Raw genomic sequence first — 17,894 nt, 5'->3', positions numbered from 1 at the left:
TAAACTGCCATAAGAAACCTAAACCCAGCCAATCTTGGCTTCATTTGATAAAAAACACTTTACCAAGTAAAGCCCTCATGCTAAACGTCGAATCGCTCTGCACAGCCAAGTAAACTAATGCCTTCCCGCGCACGACCTCCTACGGCAAAATACTCAGAATAAATCACCTTAACCATTAAATAAACTAAATAAGCCCGAGAAAAACGAATGAGCATTGTCAGCATATTCAACAACAAAGGTGGCGTTGGTAAAACAACCTACATGTTTCACGTTGCTAATCTTCTTTGTGAAGAGGGTAAGACGGTATTGATGGTTGACCTTGATGCTCAGTGCAACCTCTCCGCCTACTCCCTATCAGAGCATGAGTTAGAAAAAGCGTGGAATACCAAAGGCAACAGCATCTGGCGAGCCGTTGAAGAGGTATATCGCGGGCTTGGCGATATACGACGCCGACAACCACTAGATATTGGAAAAGGCCACCGTAACTTACACCTTGTGCCAGGTGATGTACTTCTGAGCAATTTCGAAGACTCGCTGGGCGATACTTGGAGCGCTGCCAAAGGCGGCGCCGAACCAGCGCTCCGAATTCAATCCGCCCTATATCGCTACATCCTATGGTGCGCAGAAAAGGTCAACGCCGATGTTGTAATGTTGGATCTTGGGCCAAATCTTGGCGCACTAAACAGGTCGGTTCTTGCCGCTAGCGACTACTTTATCATACCGATGTCACCTGATTTGTTCTCAATTCGAGGAACAGAAAATCTCGGGAACAAGCTAGTAATTTGGAATAAAGAGTGGGCTCAATGCCATGCTGCCTGGGATGGTGAAGACATCCAGCTCCCCCCGGGCAAGCCAAAGTTCCTTGGCTATGTTATGCAGCAGCATAACGTTCGACAGACCGCTACAGGAATGACGAAAGGCTGGTCAATTTTTGGTGGACGCGTTGAGGATGCAGTAAAAGAGAACATCGTCGACAAACTATCCCCCAAGGGCCAAGCGATAAAATGGGATGATGGGAATTGGAACTTAGGTAGGATACCAAACTTGCATAGTTTGATCCCTTACTCACAAGAAGCAAGAAAGCCTGTGTTCGACTGCACATCTAGAGATGGACTCAAAGGTGAGCATATCACTCGAGCCAAGAATTCAAAGAAGCTCTTCCGCCCGATCGTAAGGACACTAGCTGGGATAGTATAAACGCAAGCATGCAGACTTAAATTTACAGCCAGTATCCTCGAACATTGCCATAGCAATTGAACGTAGCATTCAAGCATCCATGTAAGCCGTCCTCCCCTTGCTAATCTTCCTCCTGGCGCCCCTGGCGTGGGGCGCGAATGAGCCCGATGACAGTGCGCGGGCATTCGCGTTGGAGTGGGCACGGCCTACAACCGAAACGATCCGGCGTTGATGCGGTCTGGGTTGAACCGTCGCATCGCGACGGTTTCTCGGGGCATATTCGGACCGGGGGTTAAAACCCCCGTCTATCGGTGAGCGATCCCTTCGGGATCAACAGGGCGAAGTCAGCAGCGCATAGAATTCAGGCTCTAATAACGCCAAGGCCAAGCCACGCAAGTTGGACAATGTAGCATAGTAGACAATACCGCATCGCGGACAATGCGGCATTCTGGACCATAGGGCATCGTGACATACGGCACCGTGGACATACTACACCGCGGCCAATACGCCATCGCGGGCAATGCGACATCCGTAGACATACTGCACTGTGGGTATACCGCATCACGGACAATAGGGCATCGTGGGCAATGCAACATCATCCACATCCGATGTGCCGAAGGCACAACTCATGCATAGACGGGGGCTTCAGCCCCCGGTAATCGAGAATAAAAATTCTTCGTCGCAACGCGACGGTTCATTCGTATTACAAAACGTATAACCACACTCTTTACCTCGTTTCCCTATCAATGCATTCGAAGCGCCAAACAAGAGAGCGAACCTAAATCCAAACAACCATGAAAGCCGCCCTCCCCTTGCTAATCTTTCTCCTGACGCCTCTTGCGTGGGGCGCGAGTGAGGCCGATGACAGCGCGTGGGCATTGGTGTTGGATTGGGTTGCGGCCTACAACCGGAACGATCCGGCGTTGATGGCGGGGTTTTACGCGGAGGATCCGAGGGTCACGGTGATGGTGTCCGTTGGCAAAACCTTCCGCAGCTACCAGGCCATTGCCGAGCTGTATCGCAGCGACATGCAAGTCGTCGAATTTTATGATTCCTACGCGAAGGAGCTTCAGGTCTGGGCCGAGGGCGACACCGCGCTCGTCTCGTTCGAGCATTTCTTTAAGTATTACGTGCGCCCGGATAAGTCCCGCTGGAATATCCACATCCGCACCACGATGACGCTCCACCGCGACGGCGACGGCTGGAAAATCATCCAGGAGCACTCCTCGCCCATCCAAGGCATCCCGCGCGCAACCCGCATCCAGTCATCCACCGGCAGCTAGCGACGCACGGCGGCCTTGGATAGATTGCGCCGACGAGCGGGACGTCCCGGCGTTGATGTGGCCTGGGTTGAACCGTCGCATCGCGACGATCCCACGGGGCATACTGGGACCGGGGGTTAGAAACCCCCGTCTATGAATGAGCGATCCCTTCGGGATAAGCAGCGAGAATGTTGATCCACCCATGCCGACTCCCCCCAACGAAGGCCTTCATCACGTCGGGTTGCACTATGCCGGCCTACGCCGCACCAGGCTACGCCACGCTCCCATACATTATTCCAATCCGCCCCAGATGTGCCGAAGGCACTTATCAATCATAGACGGGGGTTTTAACCCCCGTCCAAACAGCGATAAACATTAATCGTCGCAATGCGACGGTTTATTCGCATCACAAAACGTATGGCAAGCACCTTGACCCACCTTCTCTATCATTGCATCAGCAACACCAAAGAACGGGCGCCGCTCATCTCCAGGCGTTTCGTAAATGCGACCTCGGTTTGAACCGTCGCATCGCGACGATTCCCCGGGACGCATACAGGGACCGGGGGTTAAAACCCCCGTCTAGGAATGAGCGATCCCTTCGGGATCAACATTGCGAATATGTGCCTATCTTCGTAGATCTATGTTACGAGGGTCCCCGACGTCGATCTACGCATCCCCTGTCTATGCCACTTAGATCTACGCAGCGCCAGTCTACGCCACTTCGACTAACGCTACTCCTGTCTATTCTACACCGGACAATGCGATGCAATCCGCCCTCAATCCGCACCGATGTGCCGAAGGCACAACTTATACATAGACGGGGGTTTCAACCCCCGGGTATACCGCGATGAATAATTTATCGTCGCAACGCGACGGTTTATTCTTATCACAAAACGTATGGCAAGCACCTTGACCCACCTTCTCTACCATTGCATCTGGAGCACCAAAGAACGGGCGCCACTCATCTCGCCCGAAGTCGAACAAAGCGTTTGGCGCGTGCTTTCCGCAACGGCCCAACACAATTGCATGATGGCCGTTCGCGTCGGGGGTGTCGAAAATCATGTGCATGCGCTGATTCATATTCCGAAAACGCTTTCGGTGGCGGACGCGATGAAGCTCCTGAAAGGCGGATCTTCCAAATACATCAACCGCGAGAACATCCTCGGCCCGGATCGTCGACTAGCTTGGCAGGATGGTTATGCGGCGTTCACCGTGAGTCGGTCCAACGAGAAGGATGTCGTCGAGTATATCAGCAACCAGCGCGAGCATCATACGAAGCGCACATTTGAAGATGAATACACCGCATTTCTCGACAAGCATGGCATCGAATACGAGCGGGAGTATTTGTTTGACTAGGCGTATTGGATTCAACCAATCGGAAAAACGTCGATGCGGCTTGGATTTGAACCGTCGCATCGCGACGATTCCACCGGGCCACATACTATGACCGGGGGTTGAAACCCCCGTCTAGGAATGAGCGATCCCTTCGGGATCAACGCGCGCAAACAGCAGCGAATAGCATTCAGGCTATAGTAACACCAAGCCAAGCCAAGTTGCACAATGCAGCACAGCAGACAACGCGGCATCAAGGACAATACAGCATCCTGGACAATCGCGCATCTTGGGCATACGGCACCGTGGGTATGCTGTACCGCAGACAATGCGGCATCGTGGGTAATGCGACATCGTGGACAATGCGACATCGTCCACATCTGATGTGCCGAAGGCACTTCTCAATCATAGACGGGGGCTTCAGCCCCCGGTAACCGAGTATAAAATTCTTCGTCGCAACGCGACGGTTCATTCGCATTACAAAACGTATAACCAGCCTCTTTGCCTAAGGTGTGTTCGAAAATGCAAAAAAGCTATTTCACAAGGTGGAGCCCGGTGTCCCTACCGGGCTCCACCTTTTAGAACAGACCCTAGCTTCTCTATCAATGCATCCGAAACGCCAAACAAGAGAATGAACCTAAAATTCACCCCCCATGAAAGCCGACTTCCCTCTTGCTGATATTCTTCCTTGTCCCTCATCTGTCTGGCGCGAGGAGCCCGATGAATTTACGGGCATTTGTGTAGAGTGGGTTGCGATCTACAACCGGAATGATCCGGCGTTGATGGCGGAGTTTTACGCGGAGGGACTTCAGATACGGACCGAGGGCGACAGCAAGCAAGTCAGGTTGTCTTGCTATTTGAGCTCCAGAATTCTGCGCGTTGCAGTGACGCTTCACTGAGATTAACGAAATGCTACATACCGCTGAACCTTGGGGCGTTGGTGGGGCTTGGCTTGTCGGTTTGGGCGATTCCTTCGAGGCGCTCGTAGAAGAACTGCACGTCGCGATTCAGGATTTCTGATTGGTAGTCATTCGTTGCTTGTTGGGCTGCGTGGGCCTGCAGTTGCGTTTTCAGGCGTTCGTGCACATCGTCGAGCGAAGGTTGTTTGGCAGGTTGATAAGCGTTGGCCTTGGCGAGGTAAACAGCGCGGTCGGTTTCGATCAGGATGATGTCAGCTAAGCTAGCGTTCCTCGCTTCATTAAAGAGAGCTTGAATGAGTTCCGGTGAATAGCCGCGCGTCGTCTCGCCTTCGGTGAAGTAACCGATATCGCCTGCGCGGTAGCGTGACGCTTGGTCAGCAGAATGCTGCTGGGCATTCTTGGCGAACTGTCGGTCCCGATCGGCGGCGGGGAGAGCGCGCAATTGAGCAAGCAGGCTTAAAGCAAGTTGATGGGCTTGGGGTTGATCCGAGTCGCGTTCGATCACAATTACTTGGGCGCGTAGGCGCGCCGGCGCGCCATACTGATCCTGGTTCTGCTCAAACTTTGATCGTATGTCGGCTTCGCTGATTGCGTATTCACGCGGATCGTCCGCCGGCGCGTGACGCTGATCCCAGGTTGTCGCGAGCAACGCCTCGATGCGTTGTTGCACGAGCGGATCATCCAAGTAACCTGCGGCAATCGCTCGCTGAGCTTTGGCTTTTTTGAGCGCTGCTTCCCGAAGGGCAAGGGTCAACCCTTCGCGCGTCTGCGACACGGGACGGGCGCCAGGGCGGTTCAAAAGATCTTCCAGATAAATGGATTTTTCCCCGACCGTCGCCAACGCCTCCGGGTCAGTTTTTTTGGCGCAAGACGCTGCGAGAAACATCAAAGCCGTGGCTGCCAAAATTGAGCAAATCAATTTCATTCTTCGGTGACTTTGAAGACGAAGAAAAATGCTCTGTCGCTACCGGACAATGGCTTCGTCGCCGACAGCAGGTCATCACTGTCCTCGTCCATCGCGAGGCCATTTCCAGACCAGGTTTTCATGTCGCTGCTGTATTCGATGCTACGCAGGATTCCGTTGCGTCGAGGCGCAAACACCCCGGGCAGCGAAACCTGATAGGTCATGTTGCTGATGGTGGCGGACAGCGAAATCATTGCCTGCTCAAGCAGTTGGCCATCGTCGACATTCGGGTCGCCTTCGAGGGCAAACTCGAGGCAATTCGCCAGCCCGTCGCCATCTGCGTCGGCATCGAAAGCGGCGAGTGGATCGGCTAAGGAGAAGCCATGCATCTGAATCCATTCGTTGTAGGTCAGGCCATAAGGGTCGTCGCCGTTCAGGTACTCTTGCAGGTTCGACTTTCCGTCGCCGTCCATGTCGCCATCGGCGTCATTGGAATTATTATTTAGCCCTAAATCATCATTTTCCACCCCGACCATTACGTCGGCAAAAAGTTCTTCATAAGCGTCCGGCAATCCATCCGCGTCCCAATCGCTCACTTCGGGATCGAAGGACAAATCCACGCGCTCGATGAGACCTCGATTGTTGACGCCAAAAGTAAACGTGTCGGCAGTGCTGCCCGATTGGCCAACGATGTAAAGCGCCTGCCCATCGAGGGTCACCGTTGCGCGATTCACCGTCTGGTCAGCGTCTGTCGAGATGACGGCATCGCCAGTTCCGTTGGCTTCGCCGTCAGGCAGTTTCTCAACGGGGATTTGAATGCTGTATTGGTAGACGGTTCCTTCGACCGGTTCGATATCCGTGGCAACCTGAAAACTGCTGCCGACCGAGGGCTGGATCGTCCAGACCAGCGTGCCATCGTCGACGCCCTCCGGGCTGGCGTTCACGGCTCCATCGGCGGGCGTACCGGCCTTGAGAATGCGTCCGTAAAAGATGATGTCCGGCTCGGAAATGGTCGCCGCAGTGATGCTGCAGAAGCAGGTAACTGCACAGATTGAAAGTAATACTATTTTCATGAGAAGAAGCGGTTAATCTCCAGAATAACTGTAGGTTTCGAAGAAAAGCTTGATGTCCGTCACGCCCGTATCATCCGGGTCAATGGGATCTCCAAAAATGAATCGCGTGATACCTTCATCCGGGTCGGCGAGCAAGGTATCGCCGGTAATGACGAGCATCCACTCGGTATTCCAAACCGACCGGGCGATTAGGCGGGTGTCACTGGTCATTTCCGATTCGTCAAAGCCATCATCGTGATAGGCACGGAATCGTGAGTAGCGACGCATCGTGCCCCAGCCTTCAGTCACGGTGTCGATAGATGGTATCCAGCCATCGTCGCTACTGTAGCTACTGATACTTGTTTCGGGCATAGGAATTGCCTGATCATACACGTTGAATTGACGGATAGCTCCTTCATCCGAAGGCGAACGGATAATATCAATGCCTACCGGTACCAAGTAGACACGCGGGGTCAGCGCTAACTCGTTCCCGTCATAGTTCTCAAACCAGACGCCCACTGATGACACACGCGTGGAAAAGCGCGAGGAATCATAGGAACTGTCGCCACCACCCAGCGGCCAGCCGAAGAAGTTCTGTCCGGAAGCAATTGCGCTGCTGAAGGTAATGACCAACGCCGGTAGTGGGCCACTGCTCTCTGAGCGACTAGGGCTACAATAGCGACGATACTCCGGCACATCCCAAACATTGGACACATAGGTGGCCATCAGAGTGTCCCGCCAGGCATCATCGCTAGCGAAGTCGCTCTTGATACGGAAGGCCTCCGTGCGCAGCGAGAAGCGATTTTCTTCTATTTGCGGGCTGTTAATGCCGTAGCTCGTGCGCACATTGGCAAAAATCGTATCCATGTCAGCGAGTGGCGCTGAAAGCCCCTCGCTGCCGGCAACCGGATTTCCGTCATCGCCAAATTCGCCCAAGGTTCGCTGGCGGATAATGTTGTCGTAGAACTGCCAACCCGCATCGCTATCATCGGCCAACAGCGTGGTCTCGTAGTCAAACGCCCGAGCGGCCAGGTAAGTATAACGAGCCGCCAAATCGAAAGCGGCGCGGTATTTCTGGAGAGCGTCGTTACGGAAGATGCGGAACGTCATGTCCTGGTAACGCGCTTCTTGAGTCGTGCCCGCTGCCTGACGGCGAATGAGCGCGCGCTCTTCGAGCAACCGCTGTCCCTCCGCCAGTTTGGCCTCAAATTCTGCCAGCTTGGTCGTGACGGCCAAAACATTCTGATACACTTCGTAGCGCGCTACCATTTCATCATACAAGAGGGCTTCGATCACTGCCAATTGCTTCTGGATCTCGTATTTATATCCTACTTGATCGATTTCGTATTTCGCCTCGAAAGACAGTATATCGAGATCCGCCTGATTTAATAAGGCGTCTATTTCGAGAGTGGCAGCCCCCGCATACAGCATTGCCTCAATACCAGCTGAAACACTTTGCATCGACGATCCCCGGGCTGCAGACAAAATATCTCCACCATCGAGATTAACACTTTTGGGTAGAAACTCCATGGCGACTTTAAGTGAACGGTAAATCGCATCCCCCGTCCTCGAAAATCCAGTCGCGGCTCCGCGCGATACTGCAATCTGCTTGGCAAGAGACCTATATTCTTTGCTGGTCTCATCATAGATTTCGATCTGCTCAGCGCGGACGTTATACAGACTTTCCAGCACCTCGACCTGATCTTCCGCTTTCTCAATAATGGCCGCTTGATTAGCCTGGGCCTCCAACACCAGGGATTGCAGGCGCAGGGTTTCCATGAGGATAAGCTGTAGATCGCCGCAAGCCCGCCGGGAGCCCCAGGACTCAGGCGCAATCGCAGTGTAGTCGGCCGTAGACGCATAGGGATACGTTACGTCAAGGGTGGCGTCTGCATTGACGTCGAGATAGGCCGCAGCCGTATATTTATCGACATCAGTATCGAAGAGAAAATTATACTTTGAAGAGCCGAAAGTAGCTGCATCTTTAAAGGCATTGAAAGACGCCACCACTGAGTCCATTTCGGATTCGGGTAAATCTTCTTCGGAGACGGTATTGGCGTCCATATACATGTAGTGGTAGAGGTCGGGTCCATCGTAGTTCAGCGGATAGGTTTTACCCACGCCAATATCTCCCGTGTAAGGATAGCCAAAGATTTCGATTAGACGGCTGCGGTAATCCATCTCCTGCTGCTCAACCTGCAGGGCGAAATCAGCCGCATCGAGTGTTCCCTGGCGGATGCGTTGAGTCTGGTCGTTGGCGAAATCAAAAATTTGCAGTGCATTGGAAACAGCATCCAGGGCACGATCGTAGATTTGTTCGAAATGACTACGCGGGTTGGTCGCATCGTTGAACAGATCCGGATCGATATCAAAGGGCGTCGCTTGAGAATCAATGCCCAGCGGATTAAGGCCGCGGTCATAACGAGCTATGGTTCGTTCCAACTCAGATACGACACTGGATAGCGTGCTTAATTCATCCACTGTGGTGCGGTCCACCTGAGCCGATAAATCAGTATCTTCGGTGTCTTCTTCGGGGAGGATCGCATTCCCCACCACCCAATTAACCAGCGCTCCCTGGGCGGTCCGCCGCCCCCATTCGTCGACACCCCATGCGCGCTCTGCATCCGTGTCCTTGTAGCCCTGCCACTGCCCGCTCGGATTTCCAGTATAGCGGTCACAATATTCGAGCTTCATGACCTCGAGTCCCGTCCGGGCGAGGCCTAGCGCGGCGGCGGCAAACTTCTTCTCCGAAAGGTAATCCACCTCGACCGACGTTCCCGCAATGGTCGTACCCTCCGTGTGCGCCTGCCAGTCATACTCAGGATGGCGCAAGAGGCTGTAGTATTGGCTAAGCGCAGACAGGTAGTGCCCCCAGGCATCACCGTGCCCCATTGGATACATCACTTTGGCGTCGTACTCATTGATGAGGCCATCCGGATCGGCATCGGTGATGGCATAAGCTGTATTGTAAATCGCTTCCCCGTCGGTGTTATAATTCCAGGGCAAACGGTTGTAGATTGGATACGCCGGAAAACCGCTCAGGTCACGCCCACGCAATAGAATAAGCTCCTCCGCCAGCAAATCAGGGACCGAAGCTTGCCCCTCAAAGGCAAAATAAGTCGGCGCCAGGTAACCTGCGTCGGAAGACGTCGTGAAACCAATCGTCGGGTCCTGCGCATCAGCGTAAGCTTCATTGGCCAGCAGCATATACAAGTCAGCCGTTCGCGTCGCAGCGAAGAGAAGTTGATCCCGCACGCCTGTCGTGCTGAGCGCGGGGTTGGCTTCGAGACTCAGCTTGAGTGCCCGATTCAGCACCGTAGTGTATAGCTCGATAAGCCCAATGCTATTCAGGTAATCGGTGTCACTGCCGTTCAGTGCGATGTCCCCAACGTAAGGTGATCCCGCCTGCTCAATCATGGTGACGTAGGTTTCGGTTTCGCTGCTGTGGAAATCGCTAAAGCGTTGCTCGAACGGGTTGATGTTCTCCAACACTCGCTTCACCCAGCCTTTGACAAAGTGCGGGAACGGATCGCTGGTCGTACCTTGCGCATCACCGGCATAGCCAAACCAGTCATCCACCGAGATGGCGTCAGTATTCAGGCCTTTGTAGCGCACGAGTAACCAACCATCACTGAGGATCTCGACACCGCTTTCGATCACGAATCGGTTTAGTCCATAGCCTTCAGCAATTTTCAACCAGGTTCCACCTGGACCGGCATCATCTCCGACAACGATTGCGGGATGGCTTTTGCCCTCGGCATTATTTTCGGAAGCATACTCCTGCCAGTACCATTCAAAGTACAGCTCGTCGGCGCGCCCGCCAAAATCACTGCGGTGGCGCACGTAGTAATTTTCTTCGAGCAAGTTCTCACTTTCAAAATTCACCAGCTGCCCAACCACGCCGGAATCCACCACATGGACGAGGTGTACGTTGACAGGATCCGTCAGCGACTCATCGTTATTTTCAGCAATGGCAATGTAGCCCTCACCCGATGAGAAGGCGGTAGTCAGTGCACCGCCACCGATACTCGCAATGTGCTGGTAACCGATCACGTCGGGGTCATCGCTTTCGGCCAGCCCGATGAGAATCTGGCTGGAAACCAGGTCATAAGCGTATTCTGTTTCGTCAGATATGACATTCGGCCCACTGGCGATATCACGGGCTTGTGAAGGATTACGCGTCAACAGGTAGAGATTCTCGATGATCAGGTCCCACTCGGTGGATTCCGCGCTTTCGACTCCGTCGGCATCATCGAGCAACATGATTTCCTCCGCCTCAGCCGCCGTCATCACATTTGGCAACATGACGGGATCGCCCACGTAGGAATCGTCTGGCGCCAGTCCTTTGAAGACGAAATCATTTTCGGTCGGGTCGTAGTAGAAGCGGGAAATCAGGTCGAGCGAGAGGTCCTCAAACTCATACAGCTTATCCGTGGTCTCGACCGCATCTAACTCGACGACCACAGCGTTGTTTTCGTCATCCAGTAGCTGGAGGGACGTGCCCAGACCTTTGCCATACAGGCCGGGGGTCATATAACGGCGTGGGCTCACCATATCATAGATGCGCGCCGATGGCAGCGTGGCCTTGGTCGCCGTAGCAACGTTCGCTTGGGTATTTCCATACGCGTCAACGTCCCGGCTGTCGTAAATAATTTCCGCCGAAAGCATATTATAAATTCCAGGAACACCGTCTCGGGCGTAAGCGACGGTATCGCCGACGTTCATCGTCGCAATGTCTGCCGGCCACTCGATTTCGTAGTATATGTTGATCGGCGTCGTGTCGTCATAACCGCCAGAGAGCCAAGCCACATCAGTTGCGTCATCCAGCACGCCATCACCATCGGCGTCATACCAGAAGCCATCGTAGAGCGTGTAAAAGTACTGGGCGATCATCGTGCCCGCACTCACTGCCCACACCTGCCCGGTGCGGTCCAACCAATACGGATCGCCGGAGCCTATCGTCTGCGTCGAATAAAAGATGCTGAGCGACAGCGGATAAGGCGCATAAACCACGCTGCCCGCAGTTCCGTCGGAAACATTAAAGGACGGATAATTGCTATCAGTCTGCAGCACCTCGTAGATCCGATACGCCCAGAGTTGCTCGGTTTCGTCAAAGTAGCGCACGAGCACATACGCATCCGAAGTAGTTGTGTCGCTGGGCTGGTTATTCAGATCGTTGCGCAACGCATAGGCCGTTGCCGCTCCGGTCCGCTGCCCGGTAACAAGGACTGCATGCTCCTCGTTGGGGTTGTAGCCCATGAGCGTCTTGTCCGGCTGATTGTATATGCTGAGACTGCTTTCATTATCCGTGAAAGAATCCTGGTAGGCGCCACTCGCATCCATCCCCTCTGAACCTTCGCCACTGGCGATGACAATGCGGCCGTAGTCGCTCGGCCAGGATGCCGTGTAGTGAATCACTTCATAAGGCCAGAGAATCGTGCTGGTCTGCGTATACTGCGTGAACCAGGCGACATCGAGGTCATCATCGTCGGCCTGCTCATCGCCATCCACGAACTCTTCCAAATTCACGGGGATGATTTGGCCCAAATACGTATCGCGATCGTAAACGCTCGAATCCGCGTCCACGCGAGCTAGATCCCGCATCACGTAGCCGGTGCGGGAGGCGCCATCCACGCTCTCATCCACCGCATCATCCGGGATGGGAATGGTTTCGCCGATCACCGCGTCAGCGGTCGTCACGTAGTCCGCCCAATCGACCGCGCGCACCACCACGAAGTCGGGCACTGTCGTCGTCAAGTCGGCGCCATCGTCCAGAAAGAGCAGCGTGCTGTAGCCTGCTGCGGTGGTTTCCAGCAAGGAGTCTTCGACCACCGTTCCGTTATCGGTGTATTGTAGCGTTTGGAAAATTTTGACGGTGTCTTCACGGTCCAAATCAATGGCCGGGATCAAATCGCCATACAGGTAATCGATGAGTCCCTCCTCTTCTGTAGGCCAGCGGATGGCGATGGCATATCCCTGGTGGTAGAGAGAGATGGACGAATTCGAAGTCGGCTCGGCGCAAAGCATGCGCACCCGTATTTCCCCTGCCGCGTAAGCGCTGAAGGTCGTCGGGTCGGTGTAAATGGGAACGTTGCTGCCGTAATCGCTCAAGTCAGGATAATACGTGGCGGTGGACGAAGAGCTAATGACCGCGCCGGCCACCGGCTCAAGTTCGTCGCCGACCACATACTCGCGCCAATCGAGAAACTCGGGCTGGCCTTCGCCACCATCCGCCTTGATCGCAAAGGTGACCACTCCGGCTTGATACACCTCATCCTGGGATGACAGGCCACGGCTGGTCAGCGGAAAGTCACTCGCGTTGAGCACCGTTAAATCCGGCTCGTAGGGGAAGAGGTATTCGGCGTCAACCGTATGTTCGTAAGAGCCCGACAGCTGCCACCGTAAATCCGGCGAGGTGGCGGAAGTGACATCATCGTCTGGCTGGTATCTAATGGTAATGGGATACGCCACCCCGGCCTCGAGCTCACGGCGCTTCTTGGTGCTCGAGTCGCCATCGCATGTCCAGAATATCTCGTCGCCAATCACGACTTCGCTGAAGCGACTAAAGGACATCCTGACCGTATAATCGCCGGTCGTAGGCACGACGATCCAGCCCGTCCAGATCACGCTATAGCCGATGTCGCGCGATACCGGAGAGTTGTCCTCCCAGTCGAAATAGATCGGGCCATCAACGCGCTCCATTTCAATCGTCCCGGTAAAGGGTGTTTCGTAGAGCGGCCACTCCGGCAGCGTGAAGTCAAACTGCCTATTGGTAGAAATGATGACGTGACTATCATAGCGATCTTCATCAAAGTCGTAGACCTCTCCATTGATTCGGGCTTGGAAATCATCTGCGTACCAAATCGGACTCGCCGTGAAAACTGAATGCAAGGGAGTTCCCGGGACCGATGCCATTTTTTCTACAGTTACATGCGAGTTCCGACTGTAGAATTGCATGGTGACGGTCGAACCATCGGCCAACACTCCCCTGTCGATGGGGATCGATGTCCAGTCCACTGTCAGGTCGCCCGATTGACGACCAATATATGGTACCGATCTATCGAACACCAGCGGTACTTCGCCCAGCCCATAGGCGCCTTCATCCGGCCAAAGCGATGCGCAGTAGATAGTGGGTTCTTTCCAATAATAGTTAGCAAAGCCGTATAACTGGCCCATCTCGATGTCATATCCAAGAATCTCGATCGTCTTATCCTCACACCAGCCCCATAATTGATTGTAAGTGTCTGCACTGGTCTCAAAGGTCGTAGTGGTATAGTAGAGGCTACTACCATTCGAACCACCAGTATAGTTATAAACTGAGCCGCTTAACGAAACAGCCCCCTTGATCTCGCCCTTGACTTCAAAGGAGGCAATCTCCTCGTAGCCGGATACTGCATTGAGGTAGTAATCGCCATTCAGGCCCGCGCCGCCGGTGTTCAGGCTCATCTCCGTCCCGTTAGCCACGCTCCAGTAGACCGACTGCAAACGATTGAGGGTGAGCATCGCGGAGTAGACCTCACTGTCTTCAGAGCTCCGGGTGTCCTCCACCCAGTTGCACGTGCTGCCCGTCGTCGAGATGTCGAGGTTGGCCAGGTAGGCCGCCTGCACGGTGGGAGCAGACTGGCCTCCAGAGAGGTCGGTATTATTCGAGCTCAACGTGACATAGCCCGTGTAGCTGCCAGCCAGAAAGTAGTCCCCCTGATAGCGTCGCACCAAGTGCGTAGCCGTAGCCGCAGCATCGGTTCCTGTGGCATCGGTTGTCTCGGCCCAGATGAATTTGCCATTGGGATTGAGCAGCGCCAGGAAGCCATTGGACGTGTCGGAGCTGGCGCTGACGCTGATCGAAGCGTAGCTGGTATCGTAATTAAATTCCGCCGTCTCACCATCGTAGATATTGCCCGCAATCAGGACGCTGGAACCCTCATAAAGATCGGGCTCGATGGCCAGGGCGTTGACCACTGCATACCCGGTCACAGTCGCCACCCAGGAGGTAGAACCCGAGGCTTTTATCGCCATGACAAAGCCATCTTCCTCATCTCCGGAATTAAAGGTGCTACCGGCAGCCAGGTCTCCGGACCAATAACCCGTCAGATAGATTTTGTCGTCGTCGGGGTCCGGGCTCGTCTCGATTTGCGTAATGGTGGAGAATTCATCTGCGTTACGAACGGTGCTCACCGGCGTGAGCCAATCCCAGGTCCACTCCGCGTTGTCAGATGCCGAGATGGTCGAATACGTGGCTTTGATGATGAAGGCCCAAGTCCCGCTGTTGTCCGTCTGACTATCGTCGGAATCGACTGAGCAAAGGAAGTAGTCGCTGCTGTCATCCAGTCCGAGGTAATAGTCGTACGTTCCTGAATTCGGAACCGCGCCCCCCAGCCCCGATGTGTCGACCTCGCCTTTGATATAAACCGTGATGCCACCGGCATCATTCAGCGACTGCGCCACATTGGCCAGACTGTCACCCACCGTATTGCCCTCGCGCAGATTCGAGCCCATGCGCCCGGTAGTTAAGTTGACCCCGGTGAGTGTTTTACCACTCACGTTGGAACCCCCAGACTTCACCGTCGCGTTGAGTGGAATCGGATTCACCTGATCCCAGTTGCCACTGGAGTCGAGCGTCGCCAAAAAGAGGTTGCGCGCATCGGTGGAAACGCCGCTGGAGTTCTCGTTGGCATTGACGGAAGTACCGCCAAAGATGACATCGCCCTCCATGTAACCGGACACATACACGTTACCATCGGTATCGACTACGATGCCCGTGGCCGCATCCTCTCCGGCGCCACCAGCCGTAGCGACCCATTCCACCTGCCCCTCGTAGTCATACTTGATGACAAAGATATCCGTCTCGCCGTAGACAGAAGACGTGATCGTGCTCTGCGCCACTTGATCCACCGGAGACGAGATCGTGCTCGCGCCCGCGGCAACATCGCTGCTCTGGAATAGCGTTGCCTTCAAGTCCGGCGATGATGTGGCGCCGGCGACATACAAATTGCCCTCTTCATCGGATGTCGAGGCGAGGATAAACTCAGACGCAGTCCCATCGAGCTTGAGCGATAGCGCGGTGTCCGACAACTCAGCGTGCAAACACACCTGTGTCGTCTGAAGCAACAGAGCCGTTAACAGAAAACGTTTCAAATACATGGCAATTGTAGAAGATAAAAAAGTTAAAAACGCCGAGCTATTGGACCAGCTCCAGGCTGGATATATGCTTCAATGTAAAGGAACCGGAAATGCTGATAGGATCCTTATAGGCGCCCGTCATGGTTTCGGTGTAAGTGCCCGTCAGAGTGCCCAGACCTTCATCGGGAGATGACGCAGCGCTATCAGCGAAAGAAAAAGTAAACGCACGCGTAATGTCCCAGACCTCCAGCTTGTAGTCAGGATAGTCAGGGTTATCCGTCAGCGCCACGCCATCGCTGTCGAGGTTGTCGTGCTTAGGATGGTGCTGGTGGAAAAATGGATGCGCACGCTGCGTTTTATCGATGATTAGTTCGCCATCGAGCGTCGAATCCAGAGAGCCATTGAGGATCATTGAATCGGCATCGAAGCTATAAGTCATCGCGCTGTAGCGGGTTCCGAATGAACTGCCGTCGCGATACCAAAGCCCGTCGTAGTCCACCAACAAACCTTCGTTGGCCAGGAGCACCGGTGTCACATCGCCATTCTCATCACTCTCGCCGACCAAGTAAGCCTCCTTGAGCAAGCGGATGGTTCCGTCATCAGAAACATGCAGGATGACATTGAACTTAAACTCGCTATCCGTGGCGATAGGCGTCGCAGAAGCCGATGCATCATTCACGTAGCTGACGGCATCAAGAATGACGGAACCATACCAAAGCCCAGTATCCGTAAGGGCGTCGTCGGTCGTCACACGCACATGAACACGCATGCCGCCACCAGAAACGGTTAACACATCCTCAGTTCCCGCTTCGCCTGCCGAACGCACGATCCCGAGGATGATTGTTTGTTGCTCGTCGACGTCAATGTCTCCAGCATAGTTTGCGATGTCATCCCAGATAGATTCGGCGGTTTCGGCGTCCATCCCCACGTAGTAAGTCAGTGGCATATTAGCCCCCATCGACAGAGTTAGATCGGTGAGGTCATACGCGGAGTTGTTCATGATGTTCAGCGAGTAAGTCCCCGAATAGGCGCCCAAATCAATCCCACCAAGCCCGAGCGAATACAGAGTCCAGGGCCCCGTGTCATAGATGGTCCCATCGTTATAAACCCAGTAAGCGACGCCGCTCTGCACAATTTCGTTCTGTGGCGCAGCAACCAGATTCCAGGCGCCGTCGGAATCCATTTTATATATCAACAGATCGGCAGCCGCGTCGGAACCCAAGTTGAGAAAGTCCTGAAAAGTAATGGCCGTAGTGGGATCAGCGTGAAAACCCGTCAGCTTATAAGTCTGGCTCTCCCAGGGCGTCCGGCGATACACCGGTTCGCCACTGATTGCAATCGTGGTGTCAACCGTTGCCTTGATTAAATAACACCGACCGCCGTAGATGCTGCTCAAGGTGCTCAGCGCGGTGGTGTCCGGATCAGCGAGGTAAAAATACCAGCCATCCGAGCTGAAGGAGGCCTCATTGGGACTCGATATAAACTCCGCATCCGTCGAACTGGATTTCCCATACCACACGGCCTCGATGTCCGCATCAGCGAACACCTCAGCAGGCGCCGCGCCTTCCGGATCGACCTCTAAATAAACGGCGTTCCACCCGGCATTGAGTGAGAACGTTTGGGTAACTTCGGCGCCGCTAATGTAAGTAGTAGAGTCAGCCGAAAGAGTGCTCGAGCTAAAGAAACAACCCGCCAAGCTAGACAGGATGAGCGCCGAATGAAGTATTCTAGACACATGCAAATTCATGCGCCGAATAATACCGGCAAGATCATTAATCGGACGTTAAGTTTGCATTAAGCAAGTGTTACGTTTTCTAAAATTGATATATCTTTTCGTAACAATTGGCCAAATTCGTAACTTAGAGCGACTTCACTTTGAATCACTGAATCAACTAGTATTCGATATACTACAATTTCAACCTGAGGGCCAACTGACATTCAATGTGCATCTTGGACTGCCCCAACGGGGCTACGCAAAATGTCGTTTTGCGTAAGACCGTTGGGAAAGGCAATAAAACCAATGCGTAACCCCGAGTAGGCATTCAGCCGCTTTGAGCCCTCACACCAACCCTGGGCCATTGATGCGTAGCTCCGTTGAGGCAAAATTGGCTGAAAGCTGAATGTCCGT

Annotated in this window: 8 protein-coding genes; 4 read left to right on the top strand and 4 right to left on the bottom strand. The window is 54.0% G+C overall.

The annotated features are described in order from the left end of the window. The first annotated feature begins 207 nt into the window (after positions 1–207). The 4 genes from RBB63_RS02945 to RBB63_RS02930 all read left to right on the top strand — a co-directional run bounded on the left by RBB63_RS02945 (position 208) and on the right by RBB63_RS02930 (position 4,669). Entirely contained in the window at positions 208–1,197 is a 990-nt protein-coding gene (locus RBB63_RS02945; protein ID WP_309380946.1) for a ParA family protein, read from the top strand. Between the two features lie 773 nt (positions 1,198–1,970). Beyond that, positions 1,971–2,459: a YybH family protein gene (locus tag RBB63_RS02940; protein WP_309380944.1), complete on the top strand. Its 489-nt coding sequence runs from the start codon at positions 1,971–1,973 to the stop codon at positions 2,457–2,459. A gap of 876 nt (positions 2,460–3,335) precedes the next feature. Then, complete coding sequence (tnpA, locus tag RBB63_RS02935) at positions 3,336–3,794, top strand: IS200/IS605 family transposase (RefSeq protein ID WP_309380942.1); 459 nt, start codon at positions 3,336–3,338, stop codon at positions 3,792–3,794. 629 nt (positions 3,795–4,423) lie between these two features. Beyond that, positions 4,424–4,669 carry a hypothetical protein gene (locus RBB63_RS02930; protein ID WP_309380940.1) on the top strand — a complete coding sequence of 82 codons (246 nt, stop codon included), beginning with the start codon at positions 4,424–4,426 and terminating at the stop codon, positions 4,667–4,669. 13 nt (positions 4,670–4,682) lie between these two features. Here RBB63_RS02930 and RBB63_RS02925 read toward each other — a convergent pair whose 3' ends face one another. The 4 genes from RBB63_RS02925 to RBB63_RS02910 are packed head-to-tail and all read right to left on the bottom strand — an operon-like array spanning position 4,683 to position 17,501. Further along, positions 4,683–5,615: a peptidylprolyl isomerase gene (locus RBB63_RS02925; RefSeq protein WP_309380938.1), complete on the bottom strand. Its 933-nt coding sequence runs from the start codon at positions 5,613–5,615 to the stop codon at positions 4,683–4,685. Beyond that, positions 5,612–6,667 (bottom strand): hypothetical protein, encoded by a 1,056-nt coding sequence (locus RBB63_RS02920; RefSeq protein WP_309380937.1) that lies wholly within the window; start codon positions 6,665–6,667, stop codon positions 5,612–5,614. The genes RBB63_RS02925 and RBB63_RS02920 overlap by 4 nt, the downstream gene beginning before the upstream one ends. Before the next feature lie 12 nt (positions 6,668–6,679). Further along, positions 6,680–15,787 (bottom strand): PA14 domain-containing protein, encoded by a 9,108-nt coding sequence (locus tag RBB63_RS02915; protein ID WP_309380935.1) that lies wholly within the window; start codon positions 15,785–15,787, stop codon positions 6,680–6,682. 37 nt (positions 15,788–15,824) lie between these two features. Beyond that, the gene (locus RBB63_RS02910) at positions 15,825–17,501 is read right to left on the bottom strand and encodes a hypothetical protein (protein ID WP_309380933.1); all 1,677 of its coding nucleotides are present in this window, start codon (positions 17,499–17,501) and stop codon (positions 15,825–15,827) included. Positions 17,502–17,894: the final 393 nt, after the last annotated feature.

Origin of the sequence: Cerasicoccus frondis (assembly GCA_031296915.1) — a bacterium.
Classification (GTDB): domain Bacteria; phylum Verrucomicrobiota; class Verrucomicrobiia; order Opitutales; family Cerasicoccaceae; genus Cerasicoccus; species Cerasicoccus frondis.
Note: the sequence above shows the minus strand (reverse complement) of the source record. Positions and strands in the feature narration are given on the sequence as shown.